Genomic DNA, 19,241 nt, shown 5'->3' with positions numbered 1-19,241 from the left:
CATCCGCGTTCTGTCGTGGTGCGCGGTTCAGAGGGAACCCGTCGATCCCACGCCGATGTTGTCGTCGTACGAGGCGTCCTTCGTCTCGCGCGACAGGAGCAGCGCGATGAGGGTGAGCACGGAGCATCCGGTCAGATACAGCCCGACGAGCCACGGCGAACCGCCCGCGGCGGCCCAGAGGGCCACAGCCACGATGGGGGCGAGCGCCGCGCCGAGGATCGACGACACGTTGTAGGAGATCGCCGAGCCCGTGTAGCGCACGTTCGTGGGGAACAGCTCCGGCAGGATCGCGCCCATCGGGCCGAAGGTCGAGCCCATCAGCACGAAGCCGAACACGAGGAACGCCTGCGTGAGCGCCCCGGTGAGCTTCGGGTCGGCGTACGGCGCGAGGAACACCGAGAAGGTGAGGCCGAACACGATGATGCCGACCGTCACCCAGATCAGCAGCTTGCGGCGTCCGATCGCGTCGGCGAGGGGGCCGGAGATCAGCGTGAAGATGCCGAAGAAGACCACGCCGATGATCTGCATGATGACGAAGTCGGTGTAGGCGAAGCCTTGGCCGGGCACATAGCTCGCGGCGAACGCCGCGGGATCGAACACCTTGCCGGCCGCCTCCGCGGCCTTCTGTGCGGCCGCGCTCGCCGTCGCGAGAGTGGCCTTGGTGCCGTACGAGAGGGTGAAGCTCGTCATCAGGTAGAAGAGCACGTAGGTCGCCAGCATGATGAACGTGCCGAGCACCAGGTGCCACCAGTGGCGCCGCAGCACCTCGCCGAGCGGGAACTTGCGGATCGCGCCGGTCTTCTCGGCCTTCGTGAACGTCTCCGACTCGACCAGACGCAGACGCACCCACAGGCCGATGATGACCATGACGGCGGAGAAGAGGAACGGCACGCGCCATCCCCAGCTGAGGAAGGCCTCCGAGCGCTGCGCGCCGCCGTCGGGGTGGGGCAGGGCGAAGTTGATGACCAGGAACACGCCGTTGGCGATGATGAAGCCGATGGGGGCGCCCAGCTGCGGGAAGGTGCCGTACCAGGCACGCTTGCCGGCTGGTGCGTTCTCGGTCGCCACGAGGGCGGCGCCCGACCACTCCCCGCCGAGCGCGAAGCCCTGCGCGAGGCGAAGGATCAGCAGCAGCACGGCCGCCCAGACGCCGATCTGGTTGAAGGTGGGCAGGCAGCCGATGAGGAACGTCGCGATGCCCATCGTGAGCAGCGACGTGACGAGGGTGGCCTTGCGGCCGAACCGGTCGCCGAAGTGGCCGAACACGACGGCGCCGATGGGTCGTGCGACCATCGCGGCGCCGAAGACGCCGAACGAGGCGAGCAGCGACGCGGTGTCGTTGCCGGTGGGGAAGAACAGCACCGGAAACACGAGCACCGCCGCCGTGGCGTACGCGTAGAAGTCGTAGAACTCGATCGTGGTGCCGATGAGGCTCGCCGTGATGACGCGCGAGCGCGGATTGGCGGGTGCGGGAGCGGAGGAAGGTGCGGACGAGACAGCCGTAGACATGCAAAACCTGCGTACAGAGAAGGGAGGAGGGGAGCGGTGCCGGAGGCGACGCACCTCGCGGGTGTGCGAGGGCCGGGACCGGGGCGCCACGGGATGGGTGACGCGGACCAGGTGTTCAGCCTACTCTTCGGCGACACCTGTCGGATTCGCGGTCCTCACCGTCCGGGGAGCGGCCCCAGCGATACCTTCACCTACGATGAAGGTATGGACACGCTTCTCGGAATCCTGCACGTCGGCACGGCCGTCTTCATCGTCGGACCGCTCGCGATCCTCCCGCACACCGCCCTGCGGGCGCTGCGCATCCGCAACGTCGACTCGGTGCGCACCCTCGCCACTTCGACGATGGTCTTCGCATGGCTGTCGTTGCTCACGTTCGTCTTCGGGTTCGGCGCCATGGGCATGGCCGATCCGAAGTATCAGCTGACGTTCACGACCCCGTGGATCCTGATCTCGATCATCCTGTACGCCGTCGCGTTCCTGCTGGCGGTGTTCCTGCTCGTCCCGCGCCTGCGCGCCGGGGCCGACGCCATCGAGGCGGCGGGGGCGGATGCCGCGGCGAAGCCCGCCGGCTACGGCGCGATCGCCGGCGTCAGCGGTGTGGTCACCCTGCTGCTCGTCGCGATCGTCGTGCTGATGATCTGGAAGCCCTGAGGCCCGTTCGGCGTCGCGCCCCTCGGCGCGCGACGCCGATCCGTGTCAGGCCCCGCGCAGCTCGCGCAGCGTGAGCGCGGTGCGCAGCGCGGCATCCGCCGCCTCGGCGCCCTTGTCCTCGGTCGACCCGGGGAGGCCCGCGCGGTCGATGCCCTGCTGTTCGTCGTCGAGGGTGAGCACCCCGAATCCGACCGGCTTCCCGGTGTCGAGCGCGACGCGGGTGAGCCCGTCGGTCGCGGCCGACGCGACGAAGTCGAAGTGCGGGGTCCCGCCGCGGATGATCACCCCGAGGGCGACGACCGCGTCGGCTCCGCTTGTGAGTGCAGCCTGCGCCACGACCGGAAGCTCGAACGACCCGGGCACCCGCACGAGCCGCCAGGTGGCGCCGGCGGCGTCGAGCGTGCGGGCCGCTCCGGCGATGAGTCCGTCGGTGATCGTCTCGTGCCACGTGCCGGCGATGACGACGACCTCGATGCCGGTCGCGTCGATCTGATCGGCGGTGCGCGGGGCGCCGTGTCCGCTCATCGGGCGTTCGCCTCGGTGCTGGGGGCCGCCTGGTGGGCGGCGGTGGTGGCGAGCGCCTCGGCGAGAGCGCCGTCGGCGATGATGTGACCCATGCGGTCGCGCTTGGTCTCGAGGTAGCCCTGGTTCGCGGGCCCGACCCCGACGATCAGCGGAACCTGCTCGACGACGTCGACGCCCAGGCGGCGCAGCTGCGCGACCTTGTCGGTGTTGTTCGTCAACAGCCGCACGCGCGCGACGCCGAGGTCCGAGAGGATGCCGGCGGCCGCCGCGTAGTCCCGGGCGTCGGCCGGGAGCCCCAGGGCGAGGTTCGCGTCGACGGTGTCGAGTCCGCGCTCCTGCAGGCTGTACGCGCGCAGCTTGTTGATGAGGCCGATCCCGCGACCCTCGTGGCCGCGCATGTAGATGACGATGCCGCCGTCCTGCTCGATGACGTCGAGGGCGGCGTCGAGCTGCGGGCCGCACTCGCACTTGAGCGAGCCGAACGCCTCGCCCGTGAGGCACTCGGAGTGCACGCGCACCAGCGGGGCCTCCTCGGTGAGCTCGCCCGAGACCACGGCGAGGTGGTCGGTGCCGCTGATGCGGTCGCGGTAGGCGAGGAAGCGGAACACGCCGTGTGACGTCGGCACGAGCGCCTCGGCGCGCAGACTGACGCGACGGCGCGGGCCGGAGGCCGCGGCATCCGTCGGCTCGACCTCGTCGAGATAGGCGATCAGCTGCTCGATCGTGATCACCGGCAGACCGTCGGTCTCGCCGAGCTCGAGCAGCCCGGGCAGTCGCATCATGCTGCCGTCGTCGGACACGATCTCGCAGATGCCGCCGACCGGGGGGAGCCCGGCGAGGCGCATCAGGTCGACAGCTGCCTCGGTGTGACCGGCGCGCTCGCGCACGCCGCCGTCGACGGCGCGCAGCGGCAGGATGTGGCCGGGGCGGATGACGCTCGACGGCGTCGACGCGGCGTCGGCCAGCACGTTGAGGGTGTGCGCGCGGTCCGAGGCGCTGATGCCCGTCGACTGGCGGTCGGCGGCGTCGACGCTGACCGTGTAGGCGGTGCCGCGGGCGTCCTGGTTGACCGGCACCATCGGGGGGAGGTCGAGGCGGTCGGCCCACTCGCCGGGGAGCGGGGCGCAGATGAATCCGCTGGAGTGGCGCACGATCCACGCGATCCACTCCGGGGTCGCGAGGGCGGCGGAGATGATCGCGTCGCCCTCGTTCTCGCGGTTCTCATCGTCGGCGACGATGACGGGCTTGCCCTGACGCAGGGCTTCGAGGGCTTCGGGAATGGTCGACAGGCTCATCGGGAGCCTCCTTCTTCGGGGGATGCAGCGGGGGTGATCGGGGCGCCGGCGGCCGGGAAGGCCAGCAGTCGGCGCACGTGGCGGGCGAGGATGTCGGTCTCGAGGTTCACCGCGTCGCCGACAGCGCGGCGGCCGAGCGTCGTCGCCTCGAGGGTCTCGGGGATGAGCGAGACCTCGAACCAGGGGACGGATGCCGCGGGCTCGCTGACCGCGCTCACGGTCAGTGACGTGCCGTCGACCGCGATCGATCCCTTGTCGACGACGAGGGGCGCGAGCTCGGTGGGCAGCGAGATGCGCAGCACGCGCCACTGGGCGCCCGGGCGCACCTCGAGCAGTGCGCCGGTGCCGTCGACGTGGCCCTGCACGATGTGGCCGCCCAGCCGTCCGCCCGCGCTCGTCGCGCGCTCGACGTTGACGGGGGTGCCGGCGCCGACGCTCGCGAGGGTCGTGACGTCGAGCGTCTGGCGCATCACGTCGGCGGTGAACCAGTCGTCGCCCTGGTCGATGACGGTGAGGCACACGCCCGAGATCGCGATCGAGTCGCCGTGGTGCGCGTCGGACACCGCCGCGGGCGCCCGCACGGTGAACCGTGCGCCGTCGCCCGAGGGCGAGACATCCGTCACGGTGCCGATCTCTTCCACGATGCCGGTGAACATCAGCTCTCCTTCTCAGAGGTGGTCTCGGACGCCGCGGGCACCGCGACGACCAGCAGGTCGTCGCCGAGCCGCTCGAGGTGGGTGAGGGCGAGGCGGCGCTGGTCGGCGATCGTGTCGACGCCGATCACCCGCAGTGCGGGGTTGTCCCGCCCGTCGGAGCCCGCACCGATGAGCGTCGGGGCGATGTAGGCGAGCACCTCGTCGGCGAGCCCGGCGCGCAGGAACGCGCTCGCGATCGTCGGGCCGCCCTCGACGAACACGCGCTGCACGCCGCGGTCGCGCAGTTCGGACAGCACGGATGCGGCGCGGTCGTCGCCGGGGTGCTCGCCGAAGAGGTTGTGACCGTCGCGCTGCAGGAATCCACGCGGGTGCGCGCGCACGAGCGCACGGTCGGGCACGATTCGGGCGCCGAGCACGACCGGCAACGGCTGGTGGTCGTAGAGGGTGCCGTCGGGGTGACGGGCGGTGAGGGCCGCGTCATCGACGAGGATCGTGCCGATGCCGGCCACGATCGCGTCGGCCTCGGCGCGGCGACGGTGCACGTCGGCGCGCGCCGCGGCTCCCGTGATCCAGCGGCTCGTGCCGTCGGCGGCGGCCGCGCGGCCGTCGAGCGACTGCGCCCACTTGACGGTGACGTGCGGACGGCCGAGCCGCTGCACGGTCAGCCACGAGTCGAGCAGGGATGCCGCGGCATCCGCCTCGAGGCCCGACTCCACGTCGACGCCGCCGTCGCGCAGGGTGTCGCCCCCGCCGTGGGCGTTCTCGGTCGGATCGGGGAGCGCGTACACCACGCGGGCGACGCCGGCGGCGAGCAGCGCCTGCGCGCACGGGCCGGTGCGGCCGGTGTGGTTGCACGGCTCGAGAGTGACGATCGCTGTCGCACCCTGCGCCTCGCCCGGGGCGAGCCGCGAGAGCGCGTCGACCTCGGCGTGCGCGGTTCCGGCGCCGCGGTGGAAGCCCTCGGCGAGCACGTCGCCGGTGGGGGAGAGGATCACGGCGCCGACCTGCGGGTTGACGCCGCGCGGGCCTTCGGCCGCGAGTGCGAGGGCACGTCGCATCGCCGCGTGTTCGGCGGGGGTCGTGCTCATGTCGTCTCGTCCTGTCGGTGTGGACTCCGGGCAGGGTCGACGAGCGCACCGCGGTGCGCGTGCCTCCTCCCATCCGGACTAGAGACGCCTGAGCGCCTCATCACCGTCGGTCCCGGAATTCCACCGGGTCGACCGCGACGGTGCCGATGTGGCACGGATGTCGCGGCTCGCGGACTGTCACCGCCGGTTCGGATTCTCACCGACCCCGGAGCACGTTGCTGTACTCGAGTGTACTGAACGCCGCTGACACGGATTCATTCCGCGACATGTGGGGACCCGCAGCATCCGCTCAGTGCAGCAGCCGCGACATCCGCCGGTCGGCGAGCGGGGTGCCGCCGGTCTGACACGTCGGGCAGTACTCGAGCGAGCGCTCCGCGAAGAACACCGACCGCACCGTGTCGCCGCAGACCGGGCAGGTCTCGCCGCGCCGGCCGTGCACCTTCATGCCGCGCCGCTTGGCGTCCTTCAGGTCGGCCGGGGGCTTTCCGGATGCCTCGGCCACCGCCTCGGCGAGGGTCGCGACCATCGCGTCGTAAAGCCGGGCGACCGTCGCCTCGTCGAGGGTCGCGGCGATCGCGTAGGGCGACAGGTGCGCGGCGTGCAGGATCTCGTCGGAGTAGGCGTTGCCGATGCCCGCGATCGTCGCCTGATCGCGCAGGAGCCCCTTGATCTGCGTGCGACGGCCGGAGAGCAGCGCCACGAAGGCGTCGAGATCGAACGCGGCATCGAGGGGGTCGGGCCCGAGGGTCGCGACCTGCGGTACGTCAGCGGGGCGGCGCACCACCGACACCGCCAGCGACTTCTTGGTCGCCGCCTCGGTGAGATCGAACCCGGAACCGTCGTCGAAGCCGACCCGCAGGGCGATCGGGCTGCGGCCCGGGCGGATCACTGTCGCCGGGAGTGCGTCGTACCAGCGCAGCCACCCCGACTTGGCGAGGTGGAACACGAGATGCAGGTCGCCCGCTGCCGCGGTGGCCGCGATGTCGAGGAACTTGCCGTGCCGCGCCACGCCGGACACGACCGCTCCCTCCAAGGCATGCACCGGCGGATCGAACGTCTTCAGCGCGGCGACGGCCGTCACCCGCACGGTGCTGAAGGTGCGCCCACGCAGCCGCCCGTCGAGGAAGTCGACGAGCCCCTGCACCTCCGGCATCTCCGGCATGCGGCCATCCTCGCACGGGTGGATGCCAGCGGGTCAGTCCCCGAGCGGCGGCCACGGCCGCGGCATCCGATCATCGCTCGCGAGCAGTCCGCCGACCCAGGCGTCGAAGCGCTCGCCGGCGCCGTTGAGCAACGACTGGCGCAGAAGGCCCTCGTAGCGGATGCCCACGGCGCGGGCGAGGCGTGCGGAGCCGATGTTGCCGACGACCGCCCGCCATTCGATGCGGGACAGCGCCGCGCCGTCGGCGGCGAAGCCGAACGCGATGACCGCGCGCGCGGCCTCCGTCGGGAACCCGCGGCGCCGGCCGCCCGGGGCCATCCAGTAGCCGATCTCGGCGTTTCCGCGCGCGACGCGGTGCAGACCGATCATGCCCACGAGCTCGTCGTCGTGACGGATGCCCCAGGTGAGCTCCGTGCCGTCCTCCCACCACCCGGCGGCCTTCTCGACGAACCCGACCGCGTGCTCGCGCAGGTAGGGCGTCGGCACGGTCGTGTAGCGCTGCACGTCGGGGTCCTGGCACGCCGCGAAGATCGCGTCGACATCGTCGGACGTCGGAGGCGAGAGCGTGAGCCGGGCGGTGTGGAGCGTGACGGGGGTCATGCCCCGAGAGTAGCGGCGGGGTGCGTGCGGGCGAGTCACGCCGGTGCTGCCCGAGCTCGCTGTGCCGTAACTCCGGAGATTCAGGTCTCCGCCGGTGAGGATGCGGCGCATCTCTCCGTATCTCCGGAGTTACGGCACAGCGCCGGCCGCGCCGCGGCACGAGTCCGCGCCCGAGGTAGTCCCTCGCCGCGCCCCCTCGAGACACCCCGCGTCGCCGCCTGCGCGCCGGCTCCTGCCGAACAGCGTGCGCCCTCGTGAATTCCACCGCACCCTCGGGGTGCCGCAACCGAGCAGTCGATGTCGGGCACTCTGCCCCGATGACAACGCCAGCGCTCTTCCGCACGATCGACACCGCCGCGCTGTCCCGGCGCACACGCCGAAGGATGGTCCAGAACGGCGACATCATCAGAGTTCGCCGGGGACGATACGTGGCGGGCGACCTCCCCGACCCGGTGGTGCGCGCCGCCCGGCTCGGCGGGCGCCTCGACTGCGTGAGCCTCCTCCGTGAGGTCGGAGTGTTCGTGGCCCGATCGCACGGGCTTCACCTGCAGGTTGAGCCGCACGCAAGTCGGCTGCCGCATCGCCCGAAGGACGTGCGCGCCCATTGGCGCGGTGACTCCGCCGATCCGACCCGCCTCGGCACCGATCTCGTCGGCGCGATCGTGCAGGCTGTGCGCTGCCAGTCGCCGCGCGACGCGGTCGCCACGCTCGACAGCGCGTTGCATCTCGGTCTCCTCGACGAGGAGATGATTGGCCAGGTGTTCGCGGCCCTGCCGGACAGGTGGCAGCGACTCCGGGCACTCGTCGATGGCCGTGCGGAGTCTGGCATCGAGACGTTGGTGAGGCTGATGCTCCGGGGTATCGGCGTCCCGTTCGAGGTGCAGGTGCGGATCACGGGAGTAGGGCGTGTCGACCTCCTCGTCGCAGGTCGGCTCATCATCGAGTGCGACAGTCGAGCATTTCACGGCGACGTCGCCACACAGCGGCGAGATCGCGCGCGCGATCGGGCCGCGGCCGAGCGGGGGTACGTCACGCTGCGGCTCCTCGCCGAAGACGTGCTGTTCCGTCCGGAACACACTCTCGCGGCCTTGCGTGGCGCGGTTTCCGGGGTGCGTCGTGGACAGGTGGACCGCAACTCCGGAGTTCGGACGCGTCGCCGGGGGGTCCCGGGCTGATTCCCCAGATTCTCCGGAGTTGCCGCACACCGTAGACCGGGGACGCGCCGCGGCGGGTGGCTCACCGGCGGCGCAGCAGGCCGATCTTGTCGTAGACCGCGTCGAGGGTCGCGTCGGCGACGGATGCCGCACGCTCGGCGTTGGCCGCGAGCACCCGGTCGAGCTCGGCCTCGTCGGACAGCAGCGCCAGCGCCCGCTCACGCACCGGACCGAACTCCGACACCACGACCTCGGCGAGGCCCTTCTTGAAGTCGCCGTAGCCACGACCCGCGTACTCGTCCTCGATCGAGGGGATCTGGCGTCCGGTGAGGGCCGCGTAGATCACGAGCAGGTTCGAGACGCCGGGCTTGTTCTCCCGGTCGTAGCGCACCGAGCCCTCGGAGTCCGTCACCGCGCGCATGACCTTCTTGGCCGACACCGACGGCTCGTCGAGCAGCCACAGCACGCCCGCGTCGGACTCTGCCGACTTCGACATCTTCGCGGTCGGGTTCTGCAGGTCGTAGATGCGTGCGGTCTCCTGCTGGATCATCGGCACGGGCACGGTGAAGGTCTCGCCGAACCTCGAGTTGAAGCGCTCCGCGAGGTCGCGGGTGAGTTCGACGTGCTGCTTCTGGTCGTCGCCGACGGGCACGACCGACGCCTGGAAGAGCAGGATGTCGGCGGCCATCAGCACCGGGTAGGTGAAGAGTCCGACCGTGGTGCCGTCGGTGCCGTAGCGCTGCGACTTGTCCTTGAACTGCGTCATGCGACTCGCCTCGCCGAAGCCGGTGAGGGTGCCGAGCACCCACGCGAGCTCGGCGTGCGCGGTGACGTGCGACTGCACGTACAGCGTCGACTTGGCGGGCTCGATGCCGGCCGCGATGTACTGCGCGGCCGTTCGGCGGGTCTTCTCACGCATCTCGGCGGGGTCGAACGGCTGCGTCAGCGCGTGCAGGTCGACCACCGAGAAGTACGCGTCGTACGACTCCTGAAGGTCGCGCCACTGCAGGAGGGCCCCGATGTAGTTGCCGACCTGCAGAGAGTCGGCGGAGGGCTGCATTCCCGAGTACAGACGCGCTTTGGTCACTCCCCGATTCTAGAGCGGTCGGATGCCGCGCCCCGCGGCATGCGGACGGCGGCGGGCCCCGCACCGGCAGGGCCGACATGACGACAGTGCGCTCTCAGCGACCGATCGCGTAGTCGGCGACGACCGGGGCGTGATCACTCCACCGCTCGGCGTAGGTCGCCGCCCGCGCCACGTGGTAGCCGCTCTCGCGTGCCGCGAGCGCGGCGGTCGCCAGGTGGTAGTCGATGCGCCAGCCGGTGTCATTGTCGAACGCCTGACCGCGGTTCGACCACCACGTGTACGGCCCCTCGACCTCTCCCGCATGACGGCGGCCGATGTCGACCCAGCCGAGACCGGTGCCGGTCGAGCCGTCGACACCGACGACCTGTGCGCCCTCGTCGCCGAGGAACCGGTCGACATAGGCCCGCTCCTTCGGCAGGAAGCCGGCCTTCTTCTGGTTCCCTCGCCAGTTCTTGATGTCGAGCGGGCGGTGGCCGACGTTCAGATCGCCCGTGACGAGCACGAGCGCACCGCCGGCGGCGAGGCGCGACATCCGCTCGGTCATCGCGTCGAGGAAGCCGTACTTCGCGTCCTGGCGCGGGGTGCCGTCCTCCCCGGAGTGCACGTAGGCGCTCACGACGGTGACGGTCTCGCCGTCGACCTCGAGGTCGGCCTCGATCCAGCGCCCCCGGGAGTCCACGCCCTCGCCGAGGTCGATGCGCGATGCGGCCGCAGGGATGCGGGACAGTACCGCGACCCCCGATCGCCCCTTGCTGAGCGACTCGTCATGCACGATGTGCCACCCGGGCAGCAGCTCGGTGATGTGCGTCGTTTCGGCGCGCACCTCTTGCAGCGTGAGGATGTCGACGCCGGCACCGTCGAGCCAGCCGGTCATGCCGTTGCGCACCGCCGCCCGGATGCCGTTGACGTTGACACTGGCGATGCGGACGGAGCGGGGCACGGGCTCCACCCTAGCGGCGGCCTCCGACGTCCTCGCCGTCCTCGGCCTCGAGCTGCTCCACCTCGAGTTCGGCCTGGGCGACCCGGCGGCGTGCGGCACGACTGCGCCACCAGGGAGCCTCGGTCTGCTCCTGGCGTGCGCGCCGCAGGTCGACCCGTGCGACGACCAGCCGAGCCTCACGCTCGATCGCGCGTCGCTCGGCGTCGGAGGTCGGCACGATCGCGACGTGGCGGTCGGCGGCGGCGACAGCGATCCACGCCGAGGCCACGAGGATGACCACGCCGACCACCCGGAACAGGAGCAGGAATCCGATGAAGGCCGTGAACGTCGCGAGCAGCGGATTGCGCGGGGCGTAGAGCAGCAGCAGCCCGGCGCCGAGCTGCACGATCGCGAGCGCAGCGCCGCCCATGAGCGACCCCGGCAGAATGCGTCGCCATCGCAGCGCGGCGCCGATCAGGAACCGGTAGAGGGCCGCGAGGGCGGCTGAGTTGATGACGAAGGCGACGAGCAGAGACGCGCCGCGCACGCTCACGCTCGACCAGAACGAATCACCGTCCAGCCCGAGCAGCGACCACACGAGATCGATCGCCCAGGTCGTGAACGAGCCGACCACGGCGCCGAGCAGGAGCGCGACGCCGAACACCAGCGCCGCGAGGAAGTCGCGTGCCTTCAGCAGCACGTACGACCTCGAGTCGTAGGGCAGGCCGAAGATGTCGCGCACCGCGCGGCGGGCGTAGGTCACGAAACCGATCGCCGTCCAGATGACGACGATCGCGGCCACGGCGCCGGTCACACCCAGCAGGCCGCGCCCGCCGCTCGCGACATCCTGCACCTGGTCGGTGCTGACCAGACTCGACTCGCCGCCGATGAGACCGGGGATGTACCGGTTTATGAGGTCGATGAGACCCTGCACGGCCTGGGGAGAGCCGCCGAGCCACAGACCCACGGCGGCGAACGCGAGGTAGAGCACCGCGAAGATCGCGAACAGCGACTGATAGCTCATTCCGGCGGCGAGCAGCAGGCCGTTGCGCTGCAGGAAGAGCCGCCACACCCGCACGGGGAACCACCCGAGCGTGCGCCGGGTGACCCGCGTCGCCTGGGCGATCGGCTCGTCGAGACGCTCGCGCACGACCCGCTGCGCGTCCTGCAGGCGGGCGCGCACACGCTCGGCGAGCTCGCGCTCCTCGTCGGCCGGGTCGGTCCGACCCCGGTCGGTGGTCACGGAGCCAGACTAGCCAGCGTCGGCCGCGGTGACGGATGCCGCGGGCCGCCGCAGCCGTCGGAGAACCGGCAGCACGGCGGCGAGGGCCACCGCGGGCAGCAGGAAACCGAGGGCGAGTGCGGGACCGCCGGAGAGCAGCCCGACCAGCACGGCGCCCGCGATCGCGCCGGCGTAGTTGAAGAGGTTGACCCGCGCGATGATCTCGTCGCTGCGCGCGGGATCGAGCTCGCCGGTCGCGCCGAATGTGATTGGCACGAGGGCGCCGACCGCCACACCGGCCAGGGCGAAGCCCGCGATCGCGGCACCACCGACCGGCACGAGGGCGACGACGAGGCATCCGATGACCGACACGATGACCGCGGCGGCTGCCACCGTGGCGCGAGGGAGCGTGCCGAGCAGCCGGTCGGTCACGAGGCGCGTCACCAGGATCACCACCTGGTAGAGCGCGTAGCCGAGCGGGGCGAGCGCAAGTGTCGTGCCGAGGTTGTCCGTGAGGAGGATCGAGCTCCACGTGCTCACGGCCGAGTCGACGGTGAACGCGGCCAGGATGATGAATCCGAGCGCCCAGATCGCGCGGTGGGGGAGCGCGGTGCGCTCCGCGGCGACAGCGGTCTCGGGCGCCGCCTCCCGGGCGAAGAAGCGCAGCCCCGCGAGAGCGACGAGCAGCGCGATCGCCGCCCCGACACCGAGCGCGACGCCTGCCGTCGTCGGGGTCAGCGCGAAGGCCGACACCAGCAGGGCGCCGACGATCGCGGCCGCCGTGTAGGCGGCGAAGAACCCGCCGAGCAGGGACCGGCCGTACGCCCGCTGCACCACGACGCCCTGCATCGCCGACGCCGCGTCGACGCATCCGAGACCCACGCCGTAGACGACGAAGGCCGCCACGAACACCGGAAACGGCACGGGCACCGCCGCCACCGGCAGGGCGATCGCCTGCAGCACGAACCCCGCCGAGAGCGCCACGCGCCCGCCCAGCCGAGTCGCCAGCGCACCGGCCAGCACCGATCCGGCGGCGGCGGCGACGCACACCCCCAGGATGATCAGACTCACGACCGTGTCGTCGATCTGCTGCCGGTTCTTCAACGTCGGCAACGACGTGACGACCACCGCGTAGCCGAGACCCTGCGTCGCGTAGGCGGCGGTCACCGCCACGCGGGAGGCGCGCGGCATCCGCTCACTGCCGGGGGAAGGAGCGAGCGGCACCGCCATCACCTCACGGCTTGCCGCGCAGAACCGCCTGCTTGACCTCGGCGATCGCCTGCGTCACCTGGATGCCGCGGGGGCACGCCTCGGTGCAGTTGAAGGTCGTGCGGCAGCGCCACACGCCCTCCTTGTCGTTCAGGATGTCGAGACGCACGTCGCCTGCGTCGTCGCGCGAGTCGAAGATGAAGCGGTGCGCGTTGACGATCGCCGCCGGTCCGAAGTACTGGCCGTCGGTCCAGAACACCGGGCACGACGAGGTGCACGCGGCACACAGGATGCACTTGGTCGTGTCGTCGAAGCGCTCGCGGTCGACGATCGACTGCACGCGCTCCTTGCCCTTCTCGGGGACCGAGCTGGAGATGAGGAACGGCTGCACCTCGCGGTAGGAGGCGAAGAACGGCTCCATGTCGACGATGAGGTCCTTCTCCAGCGGCAGGCCCTTGATCGCCTCGACGTAGATCGGCTTCGAGATGTCGAGGTCCTTGATCAGGGTCTTGCAGGCGAGGCGGTTACGGCCGTTGATGCGCATCGCGTCCGAACCGCAGATGCCGTGGGCGCACGAGCGACGGAAGCTCAGCGAGCCGTCGACCTCCCACTTGATCTTGTGGAGCGCGTCGAGGACGCGGTCGGTCGAGTAGACCTCGACGTCGTAGTCCACCCAGCGCGGCTCTTCGTCGACCTCAGGATTGAATCGACGCACGATGAAGGTGACCAGGAACGCCTGGATGCCGGTGTCGTCCGCCTCTTCGAGGTTCGCGACGGCGTCGGGATCGACGAGAGCGGTGGACATCAGTACTTCCTCTCCAGCGGGGGATAACGCAACTCGCCGGCCTCGTTCTTCGTGAAGACGACCGGCTTCCAGCCGAGCGCGATGTGGTCCTCCGGGCTCGACGAGTGCGGGTCGCCCGAGAGGTAGGCCATCGTGTGCTGCATGTAGTTCTCGTCGTCGCGCTTCGGGAAGTCGTCGCGCATGTGACCGCCGCGGCTCTCCTTGCGGTTCTTCGCGGTGACGACGACGACCTCGGCGATGTCGAGGAGGAATCCGAGCTCGACGGCCTCGAGCAGGTCGGTGTTGTACCGCTTGCCCTTGTCGTCGACGTGCACGTTCTTGAAGCGCTCGCGCAGCTCCTCGATGACCTCCAGCACCTCGCCGAGTGACTCGTCGGTGCGGAACACCTGCGCCTTGCGGTCCATCTCGTCCTGCAGCGTCTTGCGCAGCACCGCGATGCGCTCGGTGCCCTCGTTCGTGCGCAGGCCCTCGATGAGCTCGCGCACCTCCTTCGCGGGGTCCTCGGGGAGGGCGACGAAATCGGCGGTCTTGACGTACTCGACGGCATTGCGGCCGGCGCGCTTGCCGAACACGTTGATGTCGAGCAGCGAGTTGGTGCCGAGGCGGTTCGAGCCGTGCACCGACACGCACGCGCACTCGCCGGCGGCGTAGAGGCCCGGCACGACGGTCGTGTTGTCGCTGAGCACCTCGGCGTTGTTGTTCGTCGGGATGCCGCCCATCGCGTAGTGCGCGGTCGGCATCACGGGAACGGGCTCGACCACCGGGTCGACACCCAGGTAGGTGCGGGCGAACTCGGTGATGTCGGGGAGCTTCGTCTCGAGCACCTCGGCGCCGAGGTGGGTGCAGTCCAGCAGCACGTAGTCGCGGTGAGGACCGGCGCCGCGGCCCTCCGCGACCTCCTGCACCATGCAGCGGCTCACGATGTCGCGCGGCGCGAGGTCCTTGATCGTGGGGGCGTAGCGCTCCATGAAGCGCTCACCCGACATGTTGCGCAGGATGGCGCCCTCGCCTCGGGCTCCCTCGGTGAGGAGGATGCCGAGCCCGGCGAGGCCGGTCGGGTGGAACTGGAAGAACTCCATGTCCTCCAGCGGCAGGCCCTTCCGCCAGATGATGCCGACGCCGTCGCCCGTGAGGGTGTGGGCGTTGGAGGTGGTCTTGAAGATCTTGCCGAAGCCGCCGGTCGCGAAGATCACGGCCTTCGACTGGAACACGTGCAGGTCGCCCGTGGCGAGCTCGTAGGCGACCACGCCCGCGACCTTCGTCGAGCCGTCCGCATCCTTCACCGTCACGAGGTCGAGCACGTAGAACTCGTTGAAGAAGTTGATGCCGAGCTTCACGCAGTTCTGGAACAGCGTCTGCAGGATCATGTGACCCGTGCGGTCGGCCGCGTAGCACGCGCGGCGCACGGGGGTCTTGCCGTGGTCGGCGGTGTGTCCGCCGAACCGGCGCTGATCGATCTTGCCCTCGGGCGTGCGGTTGAACGGCAGGCCCATGTTCTCGAGGTCGATGACGGCGTCGATGGCCTCCTTCGCGAGGATCTCGGCCGCATCCTGGTCGACGAGGTAGTCGCCGCCCTTCACGGTGTCGAAGGTGTGCCACTCCCACGAGTCCTCTTCGACGTTGGCGAGCGCTGCCGCCATGCCGCCCTGCGCCGCACCCGTGTGGGAGCGCGTCGGGTAGAGCTTCGAGATGACCGCCGTGCGGGCGCCCGGACCGGCCTCGATCGCCGCGCGCATGCCGGCGCCACCGGCGCCCACGATGACGATGTCGAACTGGTGGTAGTAGACCCCGTCCTTCAGGACGGGCGCGGTGTCGGAGGCGGTGTCAGTCGTCATGATCGCAATCGGTGAGGCTCAGGAAGCGCTGCAGAAGTCGGGGAGAAGGTTGGCGGCGGCGCCGGCCGGGCACGGGTCGAATGTGAAGACGACGAGCGTGCCGAGGAGGATGAGGAAGGCCGCGACGAGCCAGATCGCCCAGATGAGCGTGCGTCGCACGCCGTTGTGGGTGACGTAGTCGTTGGTCACTGTGCGCATGCCGTTGGCGCCGTGGATGAGGGCCAGCCACAGCATCAGCACGTCCCACCACTGCCAGAACGGCGAGGAGAGCTTCCCGCCGACGAACGCGAAGTCGATCTGGTGGATGCCTTCGCCCGTGAGGAGGTTCACGAACAGGTGGCCGAAGATGAGCACGATCAGCAGCACGCCCGAGACGCGCATGTAGATCCAGCCCCACTTCTCGAGGTTGAGGCCCGTGCGGCGCGGCGCGGTGTGCGGGGCGCGCGGGTCGGCGATGGTGGTCATCAGTGCCCCCCTCCCGTCGCCGAGAAGACGTTCATGAGGTGGATGGGCGCGAAGCCGAGCATCGTGATCAGCCAGATCACCAGCACGACCCACCACAGCTGACGCTGGTACTTGGCGCCCTTCGACCAGGCGTCGACCAGGATGATGCGCAGGCCGTTGAACGCGTGGTAGGTGATCGCGGCGACCAGGATCGTCTCGCCGACGCCCATGACCTGGTTCTTGTAGGTGCCGATCACCGCGTTGTACGCATCGGGGGAGACCCGGATGAGCGCGGTGTCGAGGATGTGCACCAGCAGGAAGAAGAAGATCGAGACGCCGGTGATCCGGTGCAGTACCCACGACCACATGCCCTCGTGTCCGCGGTACAGCGTTCCGCGCGGGACTTTCGATGTGGTTTCCGAGATCTGCGGCGTGACACGCGCTGGTGCAGACACGACGGTCCTCCCTGTTCGAACACGGTCGGGGCAGACGTTGCCCCCGGAGGCAGAGCCCCCTGGCGTCACTCGGGCGCTGGGTCTCATCCTATGCCGAGCATGTGCATCGGTTCGCGTTAGGCAGACCTAACTGTCTTGATATCGAGATAAACGGGAGCGTCATCCGACACCGCTACTCTGTGGCCATGACCGAGCCGATCCCCGACTTCTACGCCGTCATCCCCGCCGGAGGGGTGGGATCACGACTCTGGCCGCTGTCGCGTGCCGACGCACCCAAGTTCCTCCACGACCTGACCGGGTCGGGGCACACCCTGCTCCGCGACACCTGGAACCGTCTCGAGCCGCTCGCCGGGCACGACCGCATCGCCGTCGTCACCGGGCGTGCGCATCGCGCGGCGGTGGAGGCGGAGCTTCCCGGCGTGCTCGACCGCAACGTCATCCTCGAGTCGGAACCGCGCGACTCGACCGCCGCCATCGGGCTCGCCGCCGCCATCCTCGTGCGTCGGGAGCCCGACGTCATCATCGGATCGTTCGCGGCCGACCACGTCATCAAGGTGCTCCCGGTGTTCACCTGGGCCGTGGAGCAGGCCGTCGCCGTCGCGCGCGAGGGATACGTGTGCACGATCGGCATCCAGCCGACCGAGCCGTCGGTCGGTTTCGGTTACATCCGCAAGGGTCAGATGCTGACCGTCGCCGGTGCTCCGGAGGCGGCGCTGGTCGACGCGTTCGTCGAGAAGCCCGACGCGGAGACCGCGCGCGGCTACTTCGCCGATCGCGGCTACCTCTGGAACGCGGGCATGTTCATCTCCCGGGCCGACGTGCTCCTCGCCGAGATCGAGGCGAACGAGCCCGAGCTGCACGCCGGACTCATCGAGCTCGCGGAGGCGTGGGACGACCGTGATCGTCGAGGCCCCGCCGTCGACCGCATCTGGCCGCGCCTGAAGAAGATCGCGATCGACTACGTGGTCGCCGAGCCCGCCGCCGCGAAGGGGCGACTCGCCGTCGTGCCCGGCCATTTCGACTGGGACGACGTGGGCGATTTCGCCAGCCTCGCCAAGCTCAACAGCAGCGGCCGCAAGAACGAGCTCGCGATTCTGGGGGAGAACGCCCGCATCCTCGCCGACGCGTCGAGCGGGATCGTCGTCTCGCAGACCTCTCGTGTCATCAGCGTCATCGGCGTGCAGGACATCGTGGTCGTCGACACCGAGGACGCGCTGCTGGTGACCACGAGCGAGCACGCGCAGAAGGTGAAGGGGATCGTCGACGCCCTCAAGCTCAGCGGTCAGGGCGACGTGCTCTGACCGAGCGCTCCGAGCGCGGCCCGATGGCGCACATGAGCATTTCGCGGCGTTCTGTTAAGTGTTTGTAACCATTCCGTACCAGGTGTTGGCCAGGACAACAATTCGCCCGACGCGATAGGTAACTTCGACTCGTCCCGACTCCCCGCGACATCCGCGGGGTACCGATTATGGAGGAACGAGTGACCATCTCAACCACCAAGAAGATCGCCGGCGCAGCCACCGCCGCCGGGCTTCTCGTGGCTCTCGCCGGCTGCGGATCCGCGCCGACGGCCACCAGCACCACCACCGCTCCCGCTGTCGCGGGCTTCAAGCCGTGCATCGTCTCCGACGCGGGCGGCTGGAACGACAAGTCGTTCAACGAGTACGCCAAGAAGGGTCTCGACGAGGCTGCCGCGACCCTGGGTGTCACCCCGGTCGAGGTGCAGTCGAGCTCCGCGAACGACTACGCGCCCAACCTCGAGAGCCTCGTCGCCGCGAACTGCACGCTGATCATCTCGGTCGGCTTCAACCTGGCCGCCGACACCGTGAAGTCCGCCCTCGCGAACCCGAACCTGCAGTACGCGATCGTCGACGACAGCGCCGACCTCAACAACGACGGCAAGACGGATGCCCCCAACATCAAGCCGCTGCTGTTCAACACGGTCGAGGCGGGCTACCTCGGCGGCTACGCCGCCGCGGCGTGGTCGGCGCAGGACGGCGTGAACAAGGTCGGCACCTTCGGCGGCATGCAGATCCCGCCGGTGACGATCTTCATGGACGGCTTCATCGACGGCGTGCAGAAGTACAACACCGACAAGGGCGCGAACGTCCAGACGTTCGGCTGGGACGTCGCCTCGCAGAAGGGCGTCTTCACCGGCGGCTTCGAGGCGAACGACACCGCGAAGCAGACCGCGAAGAGCATCCTCGACCAGGGTGTCGACGTGATCCTCCCCGTCGGCGGACCGATCTACCAGAGCGCCGCTCAGGCGATCAAGGAGTCGGGCAAGAACACCGTCATGCTCGGTGTCGACTCCGACCTCGCCGTCGCCGACCCCTCGGTCGCCTCGGTGCTGCTCACCTCGATCACCAAGCACGTCGACAACGCCGTGCGCGACACGGTGATCGCGGCGGCCGCGGGCAAGTACGACCCGACCCCGTACGTGGGCACGCTCGCCAACGGTGGTGTCGGTCTCGCCGACTTCCACGACTTCACGAGCAAGCTCCCGGCCGGTCTGACCGACGAGCTCGCGAAGCTCCAGAGCGAGATTATCGCCGGCACCCTCACGGTGACGTCGCCCAGCTCGCCCAAGTGATCTGATCACCCAGCTGCGGCCGGGGACGCGTC

19 protein-coding genes and 1 riboswitch are annotated in these 19,241 nt (G+C 70.0%); of the genes, 4 read left to right on the top strand and 15 right to left on the bottom strand.

Translation table 11 applies throughout. The annotated features are described in order from the left end of the window. Positions 1 to 27: 27 nt before the first annotated feature. Positions 28 to 1,509, bottom strand: a complete 1,482-nt coding sequence (locus FFS51_RS10210) for an MFS transporter (RefSeq protein ID WP_056518651.1) — start codon at positions 1,507 to 1,509, stop codon at positions 28 to 30. 204 nt (positions 1,510 to 1,713) lie between these two features. On the opposite strand from FFS51_RS10210, the gene FFS51_RS10205 reads away from it, so the two are divergent. Next, a complete protein-coding gene (locus tag FFS51_RS10205) occupies positions 1,714 to 2,160 on the top strand; it encodes a DUF2269 family protein (protein ID WP_056207911.1) in 447 nt (148 codons plus the stop codon). Between the two features lie 45 nt (positions 2,161 to 2,205). Here FFS51_RS10205 and ribH read toward each other — a convergent pair whose 3' ends face one another. The 6 genes from ribH to FFS51_RS10175 all read right to left on the bottom strand — a co-directional run bounded on the left by ribH (position 2,206) and on the right by FFS51_RS10175 (position 7,486). After that, complete coding sequence (gene ribH, locus FFS51_RS10200) at positions 2,206 to 2,685, bottom strand: 6,7-dimethyl-8-ribityllumazine synthase (RefSeq protein WP_045248220.1); 480 nt, start codon at positions 2,683 to 2,685, stop codon at positions 2,206 to 2,208. Beyond that, a complete protein-coding gene (gene ribA, locus FFS51_RS10195) occupies positions 2,682 to 3,980 on the bottom strand; it encodes a GTP cyclohydrolase II (RefSeq protein WP_137878271.1) in 1,299 nt (432 codons plus the stop codon). The genes ribH and ribA overlap by 4 nt, the downstream gene beginning before the upstream one ends. Then, positions 3,977 to 4,636 (bottom strand): riboflavin synthase, encoded by a 660-nt coding sequence (locus FFS51_RS10190; RefSeq protein WP_137878270.1) that lies wholly within the window; start codon positions 4,634 to 4,636, stop codon positions 3,977 to 3,979. Before FFS51_RS10190 ends, ribA begins: the two co-directional genes overlap by 4 nt. Beyond that, the gene (ribD, locus tag FFS51_RS10185) at positions 4,636 to 5,724 is read right to left on the bottom strand and encodes a bifunctional diaminohydroxyphosphoribosylaminopyrimidine deaminase/5-amino-6-(5-phosphoribosylamino)uracil reductase RibD (protein ID WP_137878269.1); all 1,089 of its coding nucleotides are present in this window, start codon (positions 5,722 to 5,724) and stop codon (positions 4,636 to 4,638) included. The genes FFS51_RS10190 and ribD overlap by 1 nt, the downstream gene beginning before the upstream one ends. 56 nt (positions 5,725 to 5,780) lie before the next feature. After that, positions 5,781 to 5,941: riboswitch (FMN riboswitch) on the bottom strand. Between the two features lie 72 nt (positions 5,942 to 6,013). Then, complete coding sequence (locus FFS51_RS10180) at positions 6,014 to 6,886, bottom strand: Fpg/Nei family DNA glycosylase (protein ID WP_137878268.1); 873 nt, start codon at positions 6,884 to 6,886, stop codon at positions 6,014 to 6,016. A 33-nt stretch (positions 6,887 to 6,919) separates the two neighbouring features. Continuing rightward, on the bottom strand, positions 6,920 to 7,486 hold the full coding sequence (locus FFS51_RS10175; RefSeq protein WP_137878267.1) for a GNAT family N-acetyltransferase: 567 nt from the start codon (positions 7,484 to 7,486) through the stop codon (positions 6,920 to 6,922). A 317-nt stretch (positions 7,487 to 7,803) separates the two neighbouring features. Between FFS51_RS10175 and FFS51_RS10170 the strand changes: the two genes are divergently transcribed. Then, a complete protein-coding gene (locus FFS51_RS10170) occupies positions 7,804 to 8,661 on the top strand; it encodes a hypothetical protein (RefSeq protein WP_212742809.1) in 858 nt (285 codons plus the stop codon). Between the two features lie 61 nt (positions 8,662 to 8,722). On the opposite strand, the gene trpS is transcribed toward FFS51_RS10170, so the two are convergent. From trpS to sdhC, 8 genes are all read right to left on the bottom strand, one after another. Next, the gene (gene trpS, locus FFS51_RS10165) at positions 8,723 to 9,727 is read right to left on the bottom strand and encodes a tryptophan--tRNA ligase (protein ID WP_048808893.1); all 1,005 of its coding nucleotides are present in this window, start codon (positions 9,725 to 9,727) and stop codon (positions 8,723 to 8,725) included. Between the two features lie 94 nt (positions 9,728 to 9,821). Then, complete coding sequence (locus FFS51_RS10160) at positions 9,822 to 10,667, bottom strand: exodeoxyribonuclease III (RefSeq protein WP_137878266.1); 846 nt, start codon at positions 10,665 to 10,667, stop codon at positions 9,822 to 9,824. A gap of 10 nt (positions 10,668 to 10,677) precedes the next feature. Next, complete coding sequence (locus tag FFS51_RS10155) at positions 10,678 to 11,889, bottom strand: YihY/virulence factor BrkB family protein (RefSeq protein WP_235557362.1); 1,212 nt, start codon at positions 11,887 to 11,889, stop codon at positions 10,678 to 10,680. Positions 11,890 to 11,898: 9 nt separating this feature from the next. Beyond that, entirely contained in the window at positions 11,899 to 13,092 is a 1,194-nt protein-coding gene (locus FFS51_RS10150) for an MFS transporter (RefSeq protein WP_249352707.1), read from the bottom strand. Between the two features lie 10 nt (positions 13,093 to 13,102). Further along, a complete protein-coding gene (locus FFS51_RS10145) occupies positions 13,103 to 13,882 on the bottom strand; it encodes a succinate dehydrogenase iron-sulfur subunit (RefSeq protein WP_137878264.1) in 780 nt (259 codons plus the stop codon). After that, a complete protein-coding gene (gene sdhA / locus FFS51_RS10140) occupies positions 13,882 to 15,717 on the bottom strand; it encodes a succinate dehydrogenase flavoprotein subunit (protein ID WP_137878263.1) in 1,836 nt (611 codons plus the stop codon). Before sdhA ends, FFS51_RS10145 begins: the two co-directional genes overlap by 1 nt. Positions 15,718 to 15,735: 18 nt before the next feature. Beyond that, positions 15,736 to 16,182 (bottom strand): succinate dehydrogenase, hydrophobic membrane anchor protein, encoded by a 447-nt coding sequence (gene sdhD / locus FFS51_RS10135; protein WP_137878262.1) that lies wholly within the window; start codon positions 16,180 to 16,182, stop codon positions 15,736 to 15,738. Next, complete coding sequence (gene sdhC / locus FFS51_RS10130) at positions 16,182 to 16,616, bottom strand: succinate dehydrogenase, cytochrome b556 subunit (RefSeq protein WP_235557364.1); 435 nt, start codon at positions 16,614 to 16,616, stop codon at positions 16,182 to 16,184. The genes sdhD and sdhC overlap by 1 nt, the downstream gene beginning before the upstream one ends. Before the next feature lie 185 nt (positions 16,617 to 16,801). Between sdhC and FFS51_RS10125 the strand changes: the two genes are divergently transcribed. Together FFS51_RS10125 and FFS51_RS10120 are read left to right on the top strand one after the other, a co-directional pair. Beyond that, positions 16,802 to 17,917, top strand: a complete 1,116-nt coding sequence (locus FFS51_RS10125) for a mannose-1-phosphate guanylyltransferase (RefSeq protein WP_137878261.1) — start codon at positions 16,802 to 16,804, stop codon at positions 17,915 to 17,917. Positions 17,918 to 18,096: 179 nt separating this feature from the next. After that, on the top strand, positions 18,097 to 19,209 hold the full coding sequence (locus FFS51_RS10120; RefSeq protein ID WP_056207933.1) for a BMP family lipoprotein: 1,113 nt from the start codon (positions 18,097 to 18,099) through the stop codon (positions 19,207 to 19,209). Positions 19,210 to 19,241: the final 32 nt, after the last annotated feature.

This window comes from Microbacterium sp. 4NA327F11 (assembly GCF_005503465.1).
GTDB classification, from domain to species: Bacteria; Actinomycetota; Actinomycetes; order Actinomycetales; family Microbacteriaceae; genus Microbacterium; species Microbacterium ginsengisoli.
The sequence above is the reverse complement of the archived record's forward strand: the minus strand, read 5'-3'. Positions and strand labels throughout refer to the sequence as shown.